General features: G+C 35.0%; 15 protein-coding genes, 1 pseudogene and 1 riboswitch. Of the genes and pseudogenes, 11 read left to right on the top strand and 5 right to left on the bottom strand.

Going from position 1 to position 19,098, the window contains the following annotated elements:
* The first annotated feature begins 648 nt into the window (after positions 1-648).
* Positions 649-1,053, top strand: coding sequence for a BlaI/MecI/CopY family transcriptional regulator (locus ACYVEC_RS24405; protein ID WP_098556336.1), 405 nt, complete (start codon positions 649-651; stop codon positions 1,051-1,053).
* Positions 1,053-2,912 carry a M56 family metallopeptidase gene (locus ACYVEC_RS24400; RefSeq protein WP_199678014.1) on the top strand — a complete coding sequence of 620 codons (1,860 nt, stop codon included), beginning with the start codon at positions 1,053-1,055 and terminating at the stop codon, positions 2,910-2,912. The genes ACYVEC_RS24405 and ACYVEC_RS24400 overlap by 1 nt, the downstream gene beginning before the upstream one ends.
* 145 nt (positions 2,913-3,057) lie before the next feature.
* On the opposite strand, the gene ACYVEC_RS24395 is transcribed toward ACYVEC_RS24400, so the two are convergent.
* Both ACYVEC_RS24395 and ACYVEC_RS24390 read right to left on the bottom strand, forming a co-directional pair.
* Complete coding sequence (locus ACYVEC_RS24395) at positions 3,058-3,255, bottom strand: hypothetical protein (RefSeq protein WP_063222273.1); 198 nt, start codon at positions 3,253-3,255, stop codon at positions 3,058-3,060.
* Positions 3,256-3,390: 135 nt separating this feature from the next.
* On the bottom strand, positions 3,391-3,783 hold the full coding sequence (locus ACYVEC_RS24390; RefSeq protein WP_063222272.1) for a VOC family protein: 393 nt from the start codon (positions 3,781-3,783) through the stop codon (positions 3,391-3,393).
* Between the two features lie 113 nt (positions 3,784-3,896).
* On the opposite strand from ACYVEC_RS24390, the gene ACYVEC_RS24385 reads away from it, so the two are divergent.
* Positions 3,897-6,206 (top strand): AAA domain-containing protein, encoded by a 2,310-nt coding sequence (locus ACYVEC_RS24385; RefSeq protein WP_063222271.1) that lies wholly within the window; start codon positions 3,897-3,899, stop codon positions 6,204-6,206.
* Positions 6,207-6,281: 75 nt separating this feature from the next.
* Positions 6,282-6,383: riboswitch (SAM riboswitch) on the top strand.
* Between the two features lie 88 nt (positions 6,384-6,471).
* Entirely contained in the window at positions 6,472-7,677 is a 1,206-nt protein-coding gene (locus ACYVEC_RS24380) for a M20 family metallopeptidase (protein WP_063222270.1), read from the top strand.
* Between the two features lie 169 nt (positions 7,678-7,846).
* Here the strand turns inward: ACYVEC_RS24380 and ACYVEC_RS24375 are convergent, their stop codons facing one another.
* Positions 7,847-8,287, bottom strand: a complete 441-nt coding sequence (locus ACYVEC_RS24375) for an Lrp/AsnC family transcriptional regulator (RefSeq protein WP_001178571.1) — start codon at positions 8,285-8,287, stop codon at positions 7,847-7,849.
* A 168-nt stretch (positions 8,288-8,455) separates the two neighbouring features.
* Here ACYVEC_RS24375 and ACYVEC_RS24370 point away from each other — a divergent pair, with 168 nt between their 5' ends.
* The 7 genes and pseudogenes from ACYVEC_RS24370 to ACYVEC_RS24340 all read left to right on the top strand — a co-directional run bounded on the left by ACYVEC_RS24370 (position 8,456) and on the right by ACYVEC_RS24340 (position 17,989).
* A complete protein-coding gene (locus tag ACYVEC_RS24370) occupies positions 8,456-9,220 on the top strand; it encodes an SDR family oxidoreductase (RefSeq protein ID WP_142332800.1) in 765 nt (254 codons plus the stop codon).
* Positions 9,221-9,458: 238 nt separating this feature from the next.
* Positions 9,459-10,055: a TetR/AcrR family transcriptional regulator gene (locus tag ACYVEC_RS24365; protein ID WP_063222269.1), complete on the top strand. Its 597-nt coding sequence runs from the start codon at positions 9,459-9,461 to the stop codon at positions 10,053-10,055.
* A 62-nt stretch (positions 10,056-10,117) separates the two neighbouring features.
* Positions 10,118-11,260 (top strand): MFS transporter, encoded by a 1,143-nt coding sequence (locus ACYVEC_RS24360; protein WP_063222268.1) that lies wholly within the window; start codon positions 10,118-10,120, stop codon positions 11,258-11,260.
* Between the two features lie 358 nt (positions 11,261-11,618).
* Positions 11,619-12,185 carry a TetR/AcrR family transcriptional regulator gene (locus tag ACYVEC_RS24355; protein WP_063222267.1) on the top strand — a complete coding sequence of 189 codons (567 nt, stop codon included), beginning with the start codon at positions 11,619-11,621 and terminating at the stop codon, positions 12,183-12,185.
* 58 nt (positions 12,186-12,243) lie between these two features.
* On the top strand, positions 12,244-14,100 hold the full coding sequence (locus tag ACYVEC_RS24350; protein ID WP_460508758.1) for an alpha/beta fold hydrolase: 1,857 nt from the start codon (positions 12,244-12,246) through the stop codon (positions 14,098-14,100).
* Between the two features lie 552 nt (positions 14,101-14,652).
* Positions 14,653-16,434, top strand: a complete 1,782-nt coding sequence (locus ACYVEC_RS24345; protein ID WP_063222265.1) for a M60 family metallopeptidase — start codon at positions 14,653-14,655, stop codon at positions 16,432-16,434.
* 138 nt (positions 16,435-16,572) lie between these two features.
* Positions 16,573-17,989: pseudogene (locus tag ACYVEC_RS24340) on the top strand (IS4 family transposase).
* 250 nt (positions 17,990-18,239) lie between these two features.
* Here the strand turns inward: ACYVEC_RS24340 and ACYVEC_RS24335 are convergent.
* Positions 18,240-18,626, bottom strand: a complete 387-nt coding sequence (locus ACYVEC_RS24335; RefSeq protein ID WP_460508755.1) for a DUF5412 domain-containing protein — start codon at positions 18,624-18,626, stop codon at positions 18,240-18,242.
* Positions 18,627-18,681: 55 nt separating this feature from the next.
* Positions 18,682-18,861, bottom strand: coding sequence for a DUF4083 family protein (locus ACYVEC_RS24330; RefSeq protein ID WP_016113507.1), 180 nt, complete (start codon positions 18,859-18,861; stop codon positions 18,682-18,684).
* Positions 18,862-19,098: the final 237 nt, after the last annotated feature.

Raw genomic sequence — 19,098 nt, 5'->3', positions numbered from 1 at the left:
GACAGTCGGAGCAAGCGTAAAAGGAGGGGATATTCCCCTTCTTTTTTAATTCTTAAATTGATGGTGAGGGGACTCGTACAAAAAAATCCCTATATAAATAGGGATTTGTGTATCGGTATATTGTTCATTGGAAAAGGTTGTATGAAGTCTAATATATGAGAATTTTTACATTTGTGAAAATGATGTGGGGAAAATTGTATTGAAATAATATTTATAAAAGGGTACGCCCCTTACTGGGAGGTAAGGGGCACAGGAAATGCAAATTTATTTGTAATTTGCTAAGTTGATTAAAACATATATACCTGTCTATACATGTTACGAAATTGTGAACATAACTAATATTTAGTAACTAAGAATAGCGAATTCTGTTTGAGTTATGATTTTTTAAAGGAGTTTAACAAAAAAAGAATTGATAACAAGTCCATTTTTGTTATTGTTTTGGAGAATAATAATTAATGTTGTTTCTCGCGCATCGATATGGGATGAATAGAGGAATATTTGCTATGATTCTACAGAAAGAATAGCTTATTGTATTATTTCTGAATATTACCTTTATATTGATTGTTCTAAAAACAGTTGACGTTTTAGGATTACACTTGTAATATTGAGTTGTAGATTACAAGTGTAATATAAAAGGTGGGATTTTAAATAATGAAAGAATTACCTAAAATATCGGAAGCTGAGTTAGAAGTTATGAAAGTTCTTTGGTCAAGATCTCCTCAAACAGCAAATGAAGTGATTGAAGCGCTAGAAGTAACGATGGACTGGAAGCCGAAAACGATTCGAACGCTTATTAATCGATTAGTCCAAAAAGAAGCGGTTTCTTACCATCAGGATAAAGGGCGTATGTATGCTTATTATCCTTTAGTGTCGCAAGATAGTTATCTACATGTAGAAACAAAATCGCTTCTCAAACGTTTCTATGGTGCAGCATTTAAACCTTTACTTGTGAATGTCTTAAAAGAAGAAAAGCTGTCCTCAGAGGATATTAACGAACTCAAACGTATTTTAGATGAGAAGAATGAGGAAAATCAAAGGAAGGATAAATCATAATGATAGATATGTTTGTAAACGTCTATCTACCTGGCTTTTTTGATTGGGTGGTAGAAACCTCTATTATGGCAAGTATATTAGTTGGTCTAATCTTATGTATCAAAATCTTTCTTAGAGATAAGTTACCCCCACGATGGCAGTATCTATTATGGATAATATTAATTGTAAGACTTTTATTGCCATGGTCACCAGATAGTTCCTACAGTATCTATTCTATTCTTTCGTACAGTAATGGAATTCCAGTTACTTCTCACCAAGACTTCGCAGATCGTCGTATACAAGAATCGACAGCTATAGGTGGTACAAAGACCTATACATATGGTTCTACACAAACAGCTAAAAAAGATAAGAAACAAATGCATAATAATGAAAAGCAAAATGATGAAACGGTTTCATTTTATACAATCGTTTTATATATTTGGCTTGCTGGGGTTATCATTCTATGTTTTGCCACCATCATTATGAATAAGCGTTTACTTTTCTATATAAAAAAGCAACCCGTTATTACAGATGAAAAGATTAGTAAAATTTTTGAGAGTTGTAAGAAATCTATGTCCGTTAAGCGAGATATTCCACTTCTCTCAGCTGGGAAAATTGCGAGTCCAACTGTTTGCGGATTCCTTAGACCAAGGTTGTTATTGTCAAGTGCACATATGAAAGTATTAGATGAGCAACAGTTACGATATATCTTTCATCATGAACTAGCTCATATTAAACGAAGAGATGTTGGTGTAAATTGGCTTATGCATATGTTACTAATTCTAAATTGGTTTAATCCAATTCTTTGGTATGCCTACTCATGCATGCGTGAAGATCAGGAACTGGCGTGTGATGCATTAGCTCTTACATATATAGATTCAGAGGAAAAACTTGCATATGGTCATACTATTATTACCCTTTTAGAACACTACTCAAGTTATTATCAAGTACCAAGCTTAGCGAACTTAAGTAGAAATAAAAGAACATTAAAAAGGAGAATTCTTATGATTAAAAAATTTAAAAAGAACTCGTATCGTTGGTCTGCATTTGGAGTTGTTGCTATTCTTGCTGTATCATCTGTATCTTTATTAAATGCACATGCTGATATACCAACTAACCAGCAGAAAGAAACAACAGAAGTGAAAAATAATTTTAAAACAGCAAAAGCACAAACTGAAGTTCCTATTCAGCAAATTGTAGAGAAGATGATTGGTACAAAAGAACAAGCATTTGCAGAATTTCATGTTTCAGAAGGGCGATATGAATATTTACTTGAAGAAATGGAAGTGGCACAGAGTCTGTTAACAAAAGAAGAATTTGATAAATTCATCAAATTGCAAACAGAGGGATATATTATAGACAAGAAGATAAGGTCAGTAGGGAAACCTGAATATTTAGAACGAGACGATCAAAAAAAAATAGAGGAGAATAGTAAAGCTATTGAACCATTATGGGGGAAAATTTATTCGCATTTCACATCTCGTCCATTTGATTTTCCAATTAAGAAACCTAATTATGTAGCAAAAGGTTATGAACTGAAGAGGGAAAAAGTTGAACCAGTCGTTACAACAAAAAAGCTGGATCCTATCATGAGCTCAGAATATAGAGCTGGGGAGTTTGGTTATACAATTTATCAATCTTCCATTTTAGAAAGAGTAAGAGATCCATTTTATCAATGGATTAATGACAATGACAAGATAGAAAATTATGAACTGGAAGGAGCACAATTCACCTTTGGTAAAATGACTGGAAGTAATATAAAGGGCATGAAAATGATTGTTCCTGCAAAAGGAAAGGACAGTTCTTATCAAGTTGTAATTATTGATGATGTGTTAAATAAGGCTGAACTAGAGAAAATTATGATTTCTTTTTTGAAATAAAAACAAAGCCTCAAGAAAAGAAATAGGGAAACACCCTATTTCTTTTTATTTATATAATGAAATGTAATTAGTAAGTCAAAAATGACGATCATACTAAAAAGTAATACTTCTATAAGCGCATCAGTTTTCTCATGTTGCAAAGACTTTATAAAGAAATCCCATTTTGTTTCATAGGGAAGGTTCTACCTAACACCATTCCATTTATAAAATAGACAATACTTAATAGAATTCTTCCAACAAATAAGGCAGCTGTTTTTATATTCCAATCCTTTATCTTGATTACATAAAGGATTGGAAATAGTATAGGTATCCAAAAAACAATAATAAAGACTGTATTTACCATTCTCTCCTCCTAACAAAATGATTATGTTTTTAACCTTGGTGAATTCTCAGGTTGGAGGTATGTTTCATTGTTACTGGTTAAAAACAAGGGCCGGAATTCCGGCTCCTTTTCTATCCCGCAACATAAAGGTTTACTTTATCTCTTGGTTTCAAAAAACTCAATCCATTCCCCATCAGGACCCGCGAAGAATATGTAACGTGTTCCATCCGGTAATGTTTCGATTTCTTCTCCTAGTAAAAAGGTTACTCCATGTTTCTTGAGTCTTTCAATTTCTTCTTTTAATGAATCTACTTTAAAGCAAATGTGATGTACTTTTCCTTCTGCCGGAAGAGAAGAGTTATAACCTTCAATGAGTTCGAGTATCGTTTCCTTCGATTCTTTCACCCCTAAAAAAGCGAGTTTTAAGTCTGGATTTGGGTGACCCATACGTTTAATAAGCTGTAAGCCAACTACTTTTTCATAAAAAGTAATAGATGTTTCTAAGTTTGCAACCATAAGTCCAACGTGTTCTATTCTTCTAATTGGCATGTAGATTCCTTCTTTCTGAAAATTTTATACGTAAAATAATATTGAAAATTAAGAAAATAAGCAAGATAAAAACCTTACAAATTTTAGCGTGTTATATGGTATAGTGAGAAAGTATGTTTGGGGAGAAGGAAGGAGATTATACGATGAATACACCTACTCAAACTCCTTCATTATCGGAAACGATGAAAGAGTGGCATTATGCATTAGCGTATGAAATTAAACATTGGAAAACGATAGGTGGTAGTAAAATTTCTATCATGAACGGTCGTTTTTTATATACAGATTATGAAAGTACAGTATATGTATTTCAGCTTATTTCGGAAGTAAGCTTACCTGAAGGTTCACCCATTCGAATTGAGTTCGATGGTGAGGAAGCGACAGGAGAAGTATTATCTGTACATGGATTAGAAATAGAACTGAAGTTAAATGATTATATACAAGGCGAAATAAGAGAGGCTGTTTTATATAGTGAACCGTGGCAGCTTTTAGAGCAACTGCAAGAGCGATTGAAAGAGGCGCATAAAGATAAGCTAAAACGTAATCGTATAAAGCGTCTTGTTGATGGGACGAGCAGTCCGAAACATATTGAGAAGATGAAAAATCCGAAAAATGAATTGGCGTATCGTTCGTTTTACAATCCGACAACGTACGTGTGGGGACCGCCTGGAACAGGGAAGTCTTACAATTTATCACGTATTATTTCGGCTCATTATCAAAAAGGAAAATCGGTACTTGTGTTAGCTCATAGTAACGCAGCAGTGGACGTATTAATGAGTGAAGTAACGAAGCAAATTGAAAAGAAAAAGAAATGGACGCCTGGCGAAATTGTTCGTTACGGTTATAGTCAACATGAACATATAAGAAATCATGAAACGCTACTTGCGTCGAAGTTAGTTGAAACGACGAACGGATCTTGGGGAGAAGAAAGACTCTATTTAGAAGAGACACGACAAGATCTTCGTGAAAAGATTTTATCATATAAAGCAACATCTGCTGATAAGAAGCGTATACAAGAGATTGAAAGTGATCTTCGAAAGCAAAAAGCGAAAATTAAAGAAGTAGAAAAAGAATACATTGAAAATGCGAAAGTAATCGGCGCAACTTTATCGAAATGTGCCATTGATTCACTTATTTACGAGCGTACATTTGATTTAGTTGTTGTAGATGAAGTGAGTATGGCATATGTTCCGCAAATTGCATTAGCTGCTTCACTTGGAAAACGTATCGTCGTTTGTGGAGACTTTTTACAGTTACCTCCAATTGCGATGGCAAACCATGAACTCGTTCGCAAATGGCTCGGCGAAGATATGTTTTACCATGCTGGGATTGTTGAGTCTGTTAATAAATCAGAAGCACATCCGAACCTGTTTATGTTGCAGGAACAAAGACGTATGCATGCGAATATATCTAAGTTTACAAACTCATTTATTTATAAAAATAGAGTATACGATCATCCGTCAGTTTCAGAACGTAAAGAACTTGCGAAACTACAACCGTTCGCAAATGAAGCGAGTATTTTATTTGATACGAGCTTAATGGGAGCTTTTTCGTTAAAGGATGCTGCTTCAGGATCGCGTTTTAATATTATGTCTGGTTTAGTAGCGATGCAAATGATGTTAATCGGACTGTTAGATGGTGTGCAATCGATCGGTGTTGTGACACCTTACAGGGCACAATCCCGCTTTTTATCAACATGTATTAGAGAAATGTTACAGAGAACGAAATATCAACACATACCTGTTTTAGCAGCAACGGTTCATAAGTTTCAAGGGTCTGAAAGAGATATGATGATTTTTGATACAGTTGATAGTTATCCGCAAGAACGCCCTGGCGTGTTATTCTTTGACCATAAAAACCATCGCCTCGTCAACGTTGCAGTGACAAGAGCGAGAGGGAAGTTCATTCAATTATCGGATTGCCATTATATGCGTAAAAATCTTTCAAGAAAACAAGCGTTATCACAATTAACAGCTCATATAGAACGTCATGGAGATGTGTATGATCGTACGACATCAAGGCAATTGTGGGAACGAAAAATATCGAAACGATTACGCTGGTTTATGGAAATGAATCTTGAGGAAACGAAAGGGCTATTAAAAGATATTTTAGCCGCAAAACGAAAAATCATTATTTCACTTCCAAGTACAAAACAAGTAGATAAACGAGTATGGCAAGCGTTAATGCGTACAAATGCGCAAATAACAGTGTATAGTGATGGACCAGTTCCACTGAAAAATGTAAAGTTACAAAGACAAAATAAAGCCTTCCCATTTATCGTAATCGATGATGAAATCTTCTGGGCAGGGGCACCGCTTACATCTCAAATGATGTTTGAAGGTAGTACGGAATTCCCGTACATATGTGCAAGATTGCAAGCACCTGAGACAATTGGTGTATTAAAAGGATTTTTAGATATTCGGTAAATTTGGATAGGAATTCCTTGACTTTTATTTGAAATGAACTTAGAATGAATGTAATTTAATATAATTTTATGAAAATTCTTATCACGAGAGGTGGAGGGACTGGCCCTACGATACCTCGGCAGCGGATTCTTTATGAATACTGTGCCAATTCCAGCAAGGTAACTTGAAAGATAAGAAAGAAGCTCATTTTGACTGTATATACAGAAGCCTCTTTCTATCTTTTAGAAAGAGGCTTTTTTACGTGAAAATAAAAGGAGGAAGAAAAATGGGAGCGACTGGAGTAACGTCACAAAGAAAAACAATTGAAGAGAGTATCGAAAGAAATAAGGAAAAGTACATAGAAACAAGTCATGATATTCATGCGAATCCGGAGATTGGTAACCAAGAATTTTACGCATCTAGAACGTTAAGTTTATTGCTAGGTAGTGCAGGATTCCAGTTGCAGCACAATATAGCTGGTCATGAAACAGGTTTTATCGCACGAAAAAGTTCAGGGAAACAAGGACCAGTTATCGCATTTTTAGCTGAGTATGATGCTTTACCAGGACTTGGCCATGCGTGTGGTCACAATTTAATCGGCACAATTAGTGTTGCAGCAGCAATTGCATTATCAGAAACGCTTGAAGAAATAGGCGGAGAGGTTGTCGTTTTCGGAACACCGGCAGAAGAAGGCGGGCCAAACGGTAGCGCAAAATCGAGTTATGTAAAGGCAGGTTTATTTAAAGATATTGATGCGGCACTTATGATTCATCCGAGCGGAAAAACAGCGACAACGAGTCCTTCACTAGCAGTTGATCCACTTGATTTTCATTTTTACGGAAAAACAGCTCATGCTGCAGCTTCACCTGAAGAAGGGATTAACGCATTAGATGCGGTTATTCAGCTGTACAACAGTATTAACGCACTTCGTCAACAACTTCCGTCAGATGTGAAGATTCATGGCGTTATTACAGAAGGAGGAAAGGCACCTAACATTATTCCTGACTACGCCGCAGCAAGGTTCTTCATTCGTGCAGCAACGCGAAAAAGATGTGCGGAAGTAACAGAGAAAGTGAAAAACATCGCACAAGGGGCAGCGCTAGCAACAGGTACGAAAGTAAAAATCCATCAATTCCAAAATGAAATCGATGAATTACTCGTAACAAAGACATATAACGACATCGTAGCGGAAGAACTAGAATTACTAGGTGAAGAAGTAAATCGTAAAGAAAGACTTGGCATTGGTTCAACCGACGCAGGAAACGTAAGCCAAGTCGTACCGACCATTCACCCGTACATTAAAATCGGCCCAGATGACTTAATTGCACATACGAATGAATTTAGAAAAGCAGCACGCTCAGAATTAGGAGATAAAGCATTAATTACATCCGCAAAAGCATTAGCAAATACAGCGTATCGATTAATTACGGAAGAAGGGCTGTTAGAGAGGGTGAAGGGGGAGTTTAGAGAGGCGCAGAAGAATCAGGGATAAGGGGATTAAGGTGCTCTTTTCGAAGCACAATCTAATTAATAAGTAGAGATATAAAAAAGAACATTGAAATATCAATGTTCTTTTTTTGTTTACTAATCATTGATTTTGTTGGTTTTTCTCATAAAGGAAAAACTTTTACTGTTAGCGGGGGATAATACGTATCCCTTTATCAGAACGACAATTTTTCCTCAAACTCACTCTTTAATACAATTAAAGGAGATGATAAGCCAAATTGCATTAAAGAGTCTAAAAATGTAGCGAGAGAATCCATCGAATCGCTCATGACCTTCATCATATAATTAAACTCTCCGCTAATTCGATATAAATCTGTTACTTCAGGAGCGGCATTACAATATTGGATAAAATCAGAGCATTGGCTCGTTTTAAACATGATGAATGCTTGAATGTTCTTATTAATTTTGGAAGGCTCAAATTTCGTTCGGTAAGCCGCTATAACTCCTTGATCTTCAAGTTTATTAATACGCTCTTTTACAGCAGGCTGCGTCATGGATATAATTCGTCCTATTTCTGAAACGGAAATTCTCGCATTTTCATACAATAAGTTCATTATTTTATGATCAATTTCATCCAGTTTTACAGCGTTTTGCATTGTGTAGCCTCCTTATTTTGTTTTCTAAAGTAAATCATGAATTATAACTATAATATCATAAGCCAACGAACTGAATTACCTATAAATCTATATTTAAAATTATTGGTGTTTACATGAAAATATAAGTATAGGTTTTTATCAAACGGAAATTTAGGAAGGATGGAAGAAATGAAGAATCTTGATGGGAAAGTCGCGTTAGTAACAGGGGCAAGTCGCGGTATTGGTCGTGCGATTGCGATGAGATTGGCAAACGACGGTGCATTAGTAGCGATTCACTACGGCCGAAATAAAATAGCTGCAGATGCAACGATTCGTGAGATTGAATCCAATGGAGGAAAAGCGTTCTTAATTGAAGCAGATCTCAATTCAATTGATGGTGTCAAAAAGCTAATAGAACAATTAAAGAATGAATTACAAATAAGAGTTGGTACATCAGAGATTGATATTTTAGTAAACAATGCAGGGATAGGTACACAAGGAACGATTGAAGATACGACAGAAGAAGTTATTGATGAAATTATGGCAGTAAATATGAAGGCACCGTTCTTTTTAATTCAGCAAACATTACCATTACTACGAGCAGAAGGGCGCGTTATTAACATTTCATCAGCTGAAGTAAGACTTGGTTTTACAGGGTCCATTGCATACGGTTTAAGTAAAGGTGCACTAAATACGATGACACTTCCTCTAGCTAAACATCTTGGAGAAAGAGGTATAACAGTGAATACAATTATGCCTGGATATACGAAGACAGATATGAATGCGAAATTGCTAGATGATCCAGAAATACGAAGTTTTGCTACGAATTCATCTGTGTTCGGACGAATAGGGCAAGTTGAAGATATTGCAGATGCAGTCGCATTCCTTGCTTCTTCTGATAGTCGCTGGGTAACAGGGCAAATTTTAGATGTTTCTGGAGGGTTTTGTTTATAGGCGCACTACTCCATACCCATCAAGCTAATCAAGTAAATTACTAGATATGAAACGATCCTCGTTTCATAACTAGTAATTTATAGAAAGGTAGGCATGCTAAAGAAGCCTATTTTTAATTATTCGTAATCTAAAATAATCAAATTTTATTTTACAGTAACAATAAAATAAAATTATTGACCGCGCGGTACAAAAAAGAGTATTCTATTAATGTTATCTTTAAAATGAGAGGAGGATACGATTGAATAAACGCGGCAGACCTCGAGAGTTTAATTATTCCTCAATTGTAGATGTTGCAATGAAAACATTTTGGTTAAGAGGATATGAAGGGTGTTCTACACAAGATTTATGCAGTGATACAGGACTTGGAAAAGGAAGTTTATACAATACTTTCGGTAGTAAACATGAACTGTATAAACAAGTATTAGAACGCTACCATGAAATTGGGATTAGGGAACAAAGGAAATTGTTAGATACTCCAATTCCAGTTAAAGAACGATTAAGTAATTTTTTTGAATGGGCATTGAAAGAAGACTTTGAGAATATTGATCAAAAAGGATGTTTATTGATTAATGCCAGTATAGAACGTGCTAAAAACGATTTAATGGTACAAGAAATTTTCTCGAAGCATGTTGAACTTCTTAAACAAGCTATTGAAGCAGTGATGGAGGAAGGATTGCAAACAGGTGAAATTTCAAAGAAGCAATCAGCTGAGGAATTAGCTAGTCTGCTTTTAAGCAGTTATTACGGATTCCGTGTTCTTAATGTATCGATGCAAAATCGGATGTTGTCTGAACAAGTTATCAAAGGAACAATGGAGTCTATTTGTGGCGCTTAGTGCGCTCTTTTTTCGCACTATTTTTGTACCAATCATTACAATAATGAATAAGGAGTGTTTTTATGCCATCGATTATTTATTTATTAGCTTTAGCAATCTTTTGTATGACTACATCAGAATTTATGGTTGCAGGTATGATGAATGAACTTGCTCTTGCATTCCAGGTTTCTGTATCATCCATTGGGTATTTAATTTCAGCTTATGCAGGAGCAATGGTAATAGGAGGCCCCATTTTAACTGCAATCCTCTTACGAATGCGCAGCAAACAAGCATTATTGTTTTTAATGTTCGTATTTTTAATTGGTCAATCGCTCGGAGCTATTGCTTGGAACTATAATATTATGATGATTTCACGTATTATAACTGGTATTGCTTCAGCTTCAGCTTTTGGAGTTGCGATTTCCTTTTCTGCAGCATTGGTTCACTCTGATTCAAGGGGGAAAGCTGCATCAATTGTACTTGCAGGTTTAATGTTCGCAACTGTATTAGGTTTACCTATAACAACCGTTATTTCCCAATCTTTTGGCTGGCGTATTAGTTTTGGGGCTGTTTCTGTTCTTGTGCTAGTATCAGGGATTATGATTCAACGGTTGTTACCATCATCTTCAAATAAAGAGCAATTAAATTGGAAAGACGAACTTCTGCGATTTAAGAATATTCATCTTTGGGCAGCGTACGTAACAAGTATGTTCATTATTGGTGGTACGTTTGCAGCATTTAGTTATTTCACTCCGATCTTTACAAATGTTACAGGATTTTCAAGCACAAGCATTCCATATTTACTTGCTCTCTATGGTAGCGCGACGGTAATTGGGAATATAATAATTGGCAAGTTCGCTGATAAATTTACAATGAAAATACTTATGGGTGGATTAATTATATTAATCATAGCGTTGTCTTTATTTGCTTTAAGTGCAGAGAATAAATACATTGCTGTTATTTCTACGATTTTTATTGGTTTAACTGGTGTAGCATTGAATCCAGCTATGGTTGCGAGGGTGATGAAAACAGCTAGTAATGGAATAATGATAAATACCGTTCATAGTTCTTTTATTACGCTAGGTATTGTTATTGGTTCGTCACTAGGTGGTCTTGGGATCAGTAAAGGATATGGTTTTGTATCTCCGCTATGGATTGGAGCTTGTTTAGCTATCCTTGGGGTAATTTCATTATTTCCATATTTACATAAAGGGAAGGCAGATTAAGATGTTTAAAATTTCTTTATATGGGGGAGCACCACATCACCATCAAGCTAATACTTTCATATCCCCCTAAATTAAAATTTTCTTTCTCTACAGATAGCTATTCTGAGAAGCCGCTCATTTTTTCGTTTTGGGGGCATTTCTTTTTCTTAAGTTGATGGGCATGTATGGTGACCCCTATTAGACGATAGTGAATTAACAATTTCGGGGTTCAGTTCAACTTTATTCAAAATAAGATTTTTTTGCAGTAAAATCAATGTTAGTGGAACTTTTTTAATCAAAATTTTTTCTAAATTAACATAAATACTTGCAACTTTTAAATTAGTACTATATAGTTCTAGTTATGACAAAGGTAAAATTAATGAATCAAAAACGTGTGATTGAAGTAGCTGCAACATTATTTTTAGAAAAAGGGTTTGCTTATACAAGTATGGATGAATTAGTACGTGTAAGCAAAGTTTCAAAGTCTAATGTGTATTATCACTTTTCTAATAAGGAAGTATTATTAGAAGGGGTCGTTGATTATTGGATTGAAATGTATCAATCTGCAATTGATGACGTACTTTCTCAGAACCAATTTTTAGTTGAAGATCGTATCCAACTGTTTTTAAAGCAATTATCACAAGGAGTTCAGTCGAGAGAGTATAAGGGGAGCTGTCCATTTATTACTCTTTATATTCAAAGTCCTACACAGGCCACGCAAATAAAAGAAAAAATAGGTCTTTTTTTTACAGAATTACAAAAGAAAGTTTCTCTATTACTTAAACAAGGGGTAGAGAATGGAGAATTCAGAAATACGATTAATATTGATGAGGTTGCATCACTTTTTATTACAAATCTTGAAGGAGCGTTATTTATTTCAGAAACATTGAAGGATGCAACTGTAATTACGAAAACAGCAGATCATTTTTTAAAATTGCTTCGATAAAAGAAGCTTTTTTTTTACATCAAATTAGTACTAAATAGTACTAAAAAGGAGACTTTATATGAGAACAGTATTTTTAATTGGTGGAACAGGCTTTATTGGAAAGCAATTAGTGAAAGAATTAGCCAAAGAGGATGTTAAAATTCTTCTTTTAGTAAGGTCGAAAAGTAAAGCAATACGCATTTTTCAAGAAAGAGGTATCTTAAAAAAGGCATTTATGCACTTTATTGAAGGTGATTTGACGAAAATAGATTTAGGTCTAAGTGCTGAAGATAAGGAGAGGGTATTGAAAACGGATGTGATTATTCACGCAGGAGGCCCCATGGATATTCAAGCGACAAGTAAAGAGGCAGCTTCCGTATTTTTAAATGGCGCCAAACATATTAGTGAATTAGCTAAAAGTATTCATCAATTGAAGGGCTTGCAACAATTTATTCATGTTGTAGGTTATATGAGTCCCTTTGATGATAAAAATAGCAAGATTGCAATTGATGTGTTTAAAGAAGGAAACAATTATTTGAAAATAAAAAATCCATATGAGAGAACAAAATTTTTAGCAGATCTTTATATCCGTCACCAGGCATCAGCAGTAGGTTATCCGCTTTCTGTAATTAATCCGCCAACTGTAGTCGGTAGTAGTAAAACAGGGAGTACAGAGCAGGTAGCAGGATTAGGTTTGCTTGTGATGAGTATGCGAAGAGGGCTCATGCCAGTGATTCCTGGAGGTAAGGGATATAGGTTACCACTTATTTCAAACGATGAGCTTGCGAAGTTTATTGTGCAGGTTTTCAGATTGGAGCAACCGACTATTCAAACATATACACTTGTTGAAGACAAACAGCACGATCAGAACATTGCTGAATTATTAAGTATTATGTCGGAAAGTATGAATATGAGGGCACCAAAAATCTCTGTCCCAATGCCACTTATGAAAACAATTATGAATAGTGGAGTAAGTAAAATAACAAAAATTCCTTCTGATGGACTGAATTTTATTACAAAACGAAAATTTTCAAATGTTTCAGCGAAAAAAATTATGGGAGGAGATTGGTTTAAGAAGACGAGTGTAATGAAATTTTTCCCTGCCGTAGTAGCTGATCTGGATTATCGAATGATGTATCAAAATGGCCAGCATAATCATTTATTTAAACGAACACTATGCGATAACACTACCCTTTACCAATTACAAGGAGAGGGTAAACCGTTTATTTTATTACATGGTTTATTGAGTGATGGAGAGGATTTATTTCCTTTAGCACAAGAGCTTCATGAAAAAACTGGTCAACCTGTATGGATCTTGGATCTTCCAGGTTTGGGACGTTCTCCTTTTAAACAAGAGAAAAATCTTCTAGATATCTATTTGAATGTAGTGAAAAAGTTATTGGAGAAAGCTACTAATGGTGCACATCTAATTGGCCATTCATTCGGTGCGTTTATTCTTCTGGAAGCATTGGTACAAGAGTACATAGATAAGAAGTATTCAATCACTTTACTTCAGCCACCTGTTGCTAAAAAAAATGCTAAATCGCTAAATGTTCCTCAATTTATGAATAAATGGACATTAAAATTGGCAACTACTAATTTGATAGGGCAATATTTATTAAGTAATGGTTTGTTTGAAAGTATGGAGAGTATCCCTGAACATTATATTGAAAAAATAAGTAAAAGTTTTACTTCTCCTAGAATTTTAAATACTACGGTTCAGCTTAACAGTTTACTACTGAAAAACGATCAAGGCGATTTCAATGAAGTAACAAAGTATAATCTTCACATTATTTGGGGGGATTATGACAGAGGCTATTCTGCTCCATCGCATCTTGGTAAGGTTGATTTTGTTCCATATGGCCATCATTTTCCTCTTAGCCATCCGAGTGAAACGGCAACATTAGTAATAAAAAATAGTAATACTAGCAGATGAGAGTGTGAGATAAATAAAAAGTATGTAGTAAGATCGTTGTGTCTTTGAAATAAAATCGTACTGTTTGGGGTCCCACCACATCGCCATCAAGTTAAAATTTTATAATGCTCTAAAACGAAAAATTTGAGTCTTTTATAGCAATGAAGTTCATTTTATCGTTTTGGGGCAACCTAATATTTTACAGTACCCCCAAAATGAAATTTTTATCTCTTGATAGTTATTTATGTAAGTTCGGCTCATTTTAAAACAACTGATATCTCAATTTGATGATTATGTGACGGTACTCCATATCTACCAACTTAAGAATACTAACTCCCTCTAAGTGTAAAAATCATTATTACTTTTAAATAAGCTAGATTATTAGAATAGAAGACGTTTTTTCTTTACAGTTCATAGTCAAAATCAAATTATTCCTCCATTAAAAAGCCCTTAAAATAAATTATTTTTCTCAATACCTATTTTTTCTAAAAAATGTATATTTTATACAGATGATATCTTAATTCATCTAAAATATTTATTTAAAAAAACGGGAATGAGAAAGGATTGATTTATATGAATAGAAAAAAGAACGGCAGGTTACAAAAGCCAATAAAGGTGCTTGCGTCATTCGCTATTTTGACACCTATGTTATTTACACCTATTATGACAAACCCTCTAAGTGTATATGCTGAAAAAGCTTCTGTACAAATTGCAACGCAATATGAACAAAGAGAGTTTGACTTGCCAGGTACAGGAAGTTTTTGGGATGAAGCAAAAAGAGAAAAAAGAGGTGAGCAAAAAAATTATATGCCAACAGGAATTTATGTAAAACCTAATGAGCAGGTCACTATTACATTATCAGGAACGCAAAAGATTAGAGCCATTATTGGGACACATCAATATGATAAAGAATGGGGAAAAGAAATTGACCTTTCTCCTGGCTCTAATACTATCTCTTCTCCAAACGGTGGCGTATTAGGATTTGATAATTATCAAAGTATAGGAACAGTTAAAGTGCAGGTAACACAAGGCGGTAGTCCTATTCCATTCTTTGAGTTGGGGAAACACACCAAAGAAGATTGGATTACTATGATGAACAAATATCCAGATGCACTTGCGGTACAATTGAAATCAGAACGTGCAGTATTAACTGTTACTCGTGATAGTGCCAATAAATATATTGTAAATCAAGATCCTGTTCCTCTATTAAATAAATATGATGAAATGATTCGGGCACAAGATAGGATATCGGGATTATCTGAAACAGATCCTAATCCTTTACATCGTTCAACTCGTCGTATATGGGCCTTTGTAGAAAACCCTAACGCACAAAGTTGGGGCATGTATGCAAGTTGGGATGGAGCCGTCTTTACGACTGCTGGTGAAGCAATCAAAAGTACGTTAAATGTAAATGAGTTTGGATGGGGACAAATGCATGAGGCGGGACATGCAAGGCAACAATATCCATGGACGTGGAATGATTTTAGAGGTATGGGTGAAGTAACTGTTAATCTATATTCTTTAGCTGCATTCAAGAAAATATACCCCAATAAACCAACACGTTTAGATACAGAGGGAGATTATAATAGAGCTTTTGCTTATTTAAAACAAACGAATAAAGAATATAAAAATATTGACGACCTGTTTGTAAAACTTGTTATGCTTTGGCAGCTTCATTTGGCATATGGGGATGATTTTTATCCAAATCTTCACAAATTATATCGTGAGATACCAGAAGATCAACTTCCAAAAACAGACGAAGATAAAATACAAGATTTTATTTATAATACATCGAAAATAGCAAAACAAAATTTACTTCCATTTTTTGATCAGTGGGGATTGAAGGCGAACCAAGAAACGAGACAAAAAGTAGAAGCTTTAAATAACCCAACATTAATTGCACCTATATGGGAAGCAACGGATGCTAAACCTGTTAAACCACTTGCTGTATTGTCTAAAAAAATAATGAAGGCAAGTGCAAATAGTGAGGAATCAACAGGTTCAGCTAGTAAGGCGATAGATGGAAAAACAGATACATTTTGGCATAGTAGTTGGACACCAAATCAATATCCTTACAATTTGATACTAGAACTTGGCGATACACGTACCATTTCACAATTGGCATATCTTCCAAGGCAAGATGGGTCAGAAAATGGCCGTATTTTAACTTACAATATTTATACGAGTGTAGATGGCGTTAAGTATGACAAAATATCATCCGGAACATGGGAAAATAATAGTAATAAGAAAAATGCAACATTTGATCCTGTTACTGCAAAATATGTAAAAGTAGAAGTAACAAATGGACAGAATGGATTTGCTTCAGCAGCTGAAGTAGATATTTGGGGATATTAATTATTTACACAAACGGCTGAGGTTCTTCAATTGATTGAGAGACATAAAACATCGGTATCAGGCTAAAAAAGTGTATCCGTAAAGCAAAAAAAACGCTATTCTTTTTGTAGAAATACATAAAAAGGATGGCGTTCTTTTATGACTCTATTGATTCAGGATGAATTTCAGTTGTTCGCTAAAGAACTACAGCGATATCTATCTCCACATATTCTTCAACAACTTGCACAAGAGACAGGTTTTGTAAAACGTAAAAGTAAGTATGGCGCACGTGATTTGGCTGCTTTATGTATCTGGATTAGTCAACATGTAGCAAGCGATTCTCTTACTCAATTATGTAGTCAGCTCTATGCAAATACAGCTACACTCATGAGTCCAGAAGGACTGAATCAACGTTTTAATCCAGCAGCTGTCGCATTTCTTCGAAAAGTCTTTACTTCTCTTCTCACACAAAAACTCTGTTCAAATCACTCACTTTCTGCACAAATAATCTCTACTTTCAATCGTATTCGTATTCTAGATGCAACAGTGTTTCAACTGCCTGACCAATTTGCTACTGACTATCAAGGTTCAGGTGGGTGTAGTAATAAGGCAGGCGTGTAAATCCAATTGGAATATGATTTACTTAGTGGTCAATTCCTTAACCTGCTTCTACGGTTTCAAGACATATGGTACCATCTGTCTTGAAACCGTAGAAGCAGGTGATTTGTGTTTACGTGATCTTGGCTACTTCGATTTAGGAGATTTACAAACCATTCATGATAAAGGGGCTTACTATATCTCGCGGTTGAAGTTGAATACACGCATTTATATAAAGAACCCTGAACCAGAATACTTCAGCAATGGTACGTTAAAAAAGCAAACAGAATACATCCAGCTTGATATGACAAAAATGATGTCTGGTCTAATCCCTGGTGAAACGATAGAAATCTCCGAGGCATACATTGGTCAAAATCAGAAACTTCCAGCCCGTGTCATTATCCATCGTTTAACCGATGATCAAACGCAAACACGCCTGAAAAACCAAGCGATACGTGAAAAGAAAAAAGGCATTGTCATGAAGGATAAAAGTAAACGTTTAATGGGCATGAATGTATATATCACGAATACGTCGCTAGAAGAAGTACAGACAAACTACGTGCATTCATTATATTCACTTCGTTGGCAGATTGAGATTTTGTTTAAAACGTGGAAGTCATTCTTTGAAATTGATGAATGCAAAAGTATAAAAAGAGAACGCCTAGAGTGCCATTTATATGGGCAACTCATCAGCATTCTCCTCTGTTCTTCTACGATGTTTCAAATGCGCCAGTTTCTGCTTGAAAAGAAAAAGCAGGAGCTGAGTGAATACAAAGCGATTTATATGATTAAAGATTACTTTCCGTTACTGTTTCAAGCGATAGCTTTTGGCACAGAAAAACTTTTAAAAATTCTGCATGGCCTTTATCAACTGCTCAAAAAGAACGGTCGTAAATGTCATAGACATAAGAAGATGACCGTCTTTGATATCCTAGGGATTGTGTATAAAACGACATTAAAGCATAGACAAGCTGCCTAGTGAAAAAATCGCGTTTTAATAGGCTTCTTTAACATGCCTACTTTTTTATCACTTGCTAGTTTTGAAACAAAGATGATTTCTTACCTAGTAAATTACTTGGTTAACTTGATGGACATGGGATACCGCCAACAAGACGCGAATTTTGCACGCTAAGCAAAAAAATAATAAGCTGTCCACATGGACAGCTTATTTACATAATTCTCGATATCGGCAGTCAATGTATCTATAAGCCTACAAAAAACCCCTACAGTTAATCGTCTCTGAAATCGTATGTCTCTTCAGGAACATTTAGTGTATGTCCGTTAATGATTACTGTATCATTGTCTTTCCAGACAATCTTTGCCGTATCCTCTCGATAATTCCAATACACATTCTTTGTTTTGAAATATTTACGATGATTAAATACTAACTCTCCTCTAACAGCAAAACTGGTTGTTGCTCCGCCGTTTGTTATGTAAGCTTTGAATGTATATGTTCCGTCAGGAGACTGTTTTTCGGGAATCTTTTCACCTGTAGGTAGTCGATCCATACTGAAAAACGCCCAATATACTCCGTATACGAACAAGCCAACTATACAAAATAATACAATTAAGGATTTTCGTTTGGTTTTTCTAATTTCTCTCTCTGTAAAATTCATGTTTTAGCTCCCATTAACGACTTTCATAGCAAACCTCTTCTGTTTGGAGGGAAGGTTAATCTTTGTTTTGTTTTTCTAACAGTTGAATAACTCTATCTAATTTTTGCTCAACTGGATCTTGCTTTTTGCGATTGCTGGTATGCCGAATTATACGTATAATCCCGCCAAACAGTGCACCGATGATTACTAAAATAATAGCAACTCCTATGTAATAAATAGAGTTTTCTAAAGGCATTATTTAGAACCTCCTTTTTCCCTATTTTACCATTTAAAAGAATTGATATGTTGTTTGATTTTGGTTGTATATTCTATACATGTCTGGTTGACATAACGTCCTATTATCGGTAGCAAGTTTTTCATAGAATCCTTGTTTTTACTAAATTTTTTGTCTCTATGTCTATCTATCTCTTATACAAGATTTTATACATCATTGATATAGCGGGGATTCTAGTGATATGATCCCCTTATAGTA

The organism is Bacillus sp. MN7755 (assembly GCF_054771475.1).
Note: the sequence above shows the minus strand (reverse complement) of the source record. Positions and strands in the feature narration are given on the sequence as shown.

Coding starts and splice junctions, on each gene's coding strand:
- ACYVEC_RS24350 (WP_460508758.1), top strand. CDS start 12,244: ATGAGAACAGTATTTTTAATTGGTGGAACAGGCTTTATTGGAAAGCAA.
- ACYVEC_RS24370 (WP_142332800.1), top strand. CDS start 8,456: ATGAAGAATCTTGATGGGAAAGTCGCGTTAGTAACAGGGGCAAGTCGC.
- ACYVEC_RS24355 (WP_063222267.1), top strand. CDS start 11,619: ATGAATCAAAAACGTGTGATTGAAGTAGCTGCAACATTATTTTTAGAA.
- ACYVEC_RS24375 (WP_001178571.1), bottom strand. CDS start 8,287: ATGCAAAACGCTGTAAAACTGGATGAAATTGATCATAAAATAATGAAC.
- ACYVEC_RS24380 (WP_063222270.1), top strand. CDS start 6,472: ATGGGAGCGACTGGAGTAACGTCACAAAGAAAAACAATTGAAGAGAGT.
- ACYVEC_RS24390 (WP_063222272.1), bottom strand. CDS start 3,783: ATGCCAATTAGAAGAATAGAACACGTTGGACTTATGGTTGCAAACTTA.
- ACYVEC_RS24330 (WP_016113507.1), bottom strand. CDS start 18,861: ATGCCTTTAGAAAACTCTATTTATTACATAGGAGTTGCTATTATTTTA.
- ACYVEC_RS24385 (WP_063222271.1), top strand. CDS start 3,897: ATGTTTGGGGAGAAGGAAGGAGATTATACGATGAATACACCTACTCAA.
- ACYVEC_RS24400 (WP_199678014.1), top strand. CDS start 1,053: ATGATAGATATGTTTGTAAACGTCTATCTACCTGGCTTTTTTGATTGG.
- ACYVEC_RS24335 (WP_460508755.1), bottom strand. CDS start 18,626: ATGAATTTTACAGAGAGAGAAATTAGAAAAACCAAACGAAAATCCTTA.
- ACYVEC_RS24360 (WP_063222268.1), top strand. CDS start 10,118: ATGCCATCGATTATTTATTTATTAGCTTTAGCAATCTTTTGTATGACT.
- ACYVEC_RS24395 (WP_063222273.1), bottom strand. CDS start 3,255: ATGGTAAATACAGTCTTTATTATTGTTTTTTGGATACCTATACTATTT.
- ACYVEC_RS24345 (WP_063222265.1), top strand. CDS start 14,653: ATGAATAGAAAAAAGAACGGCAGGTTACAAAAGCCAATAAAGGTGCTT.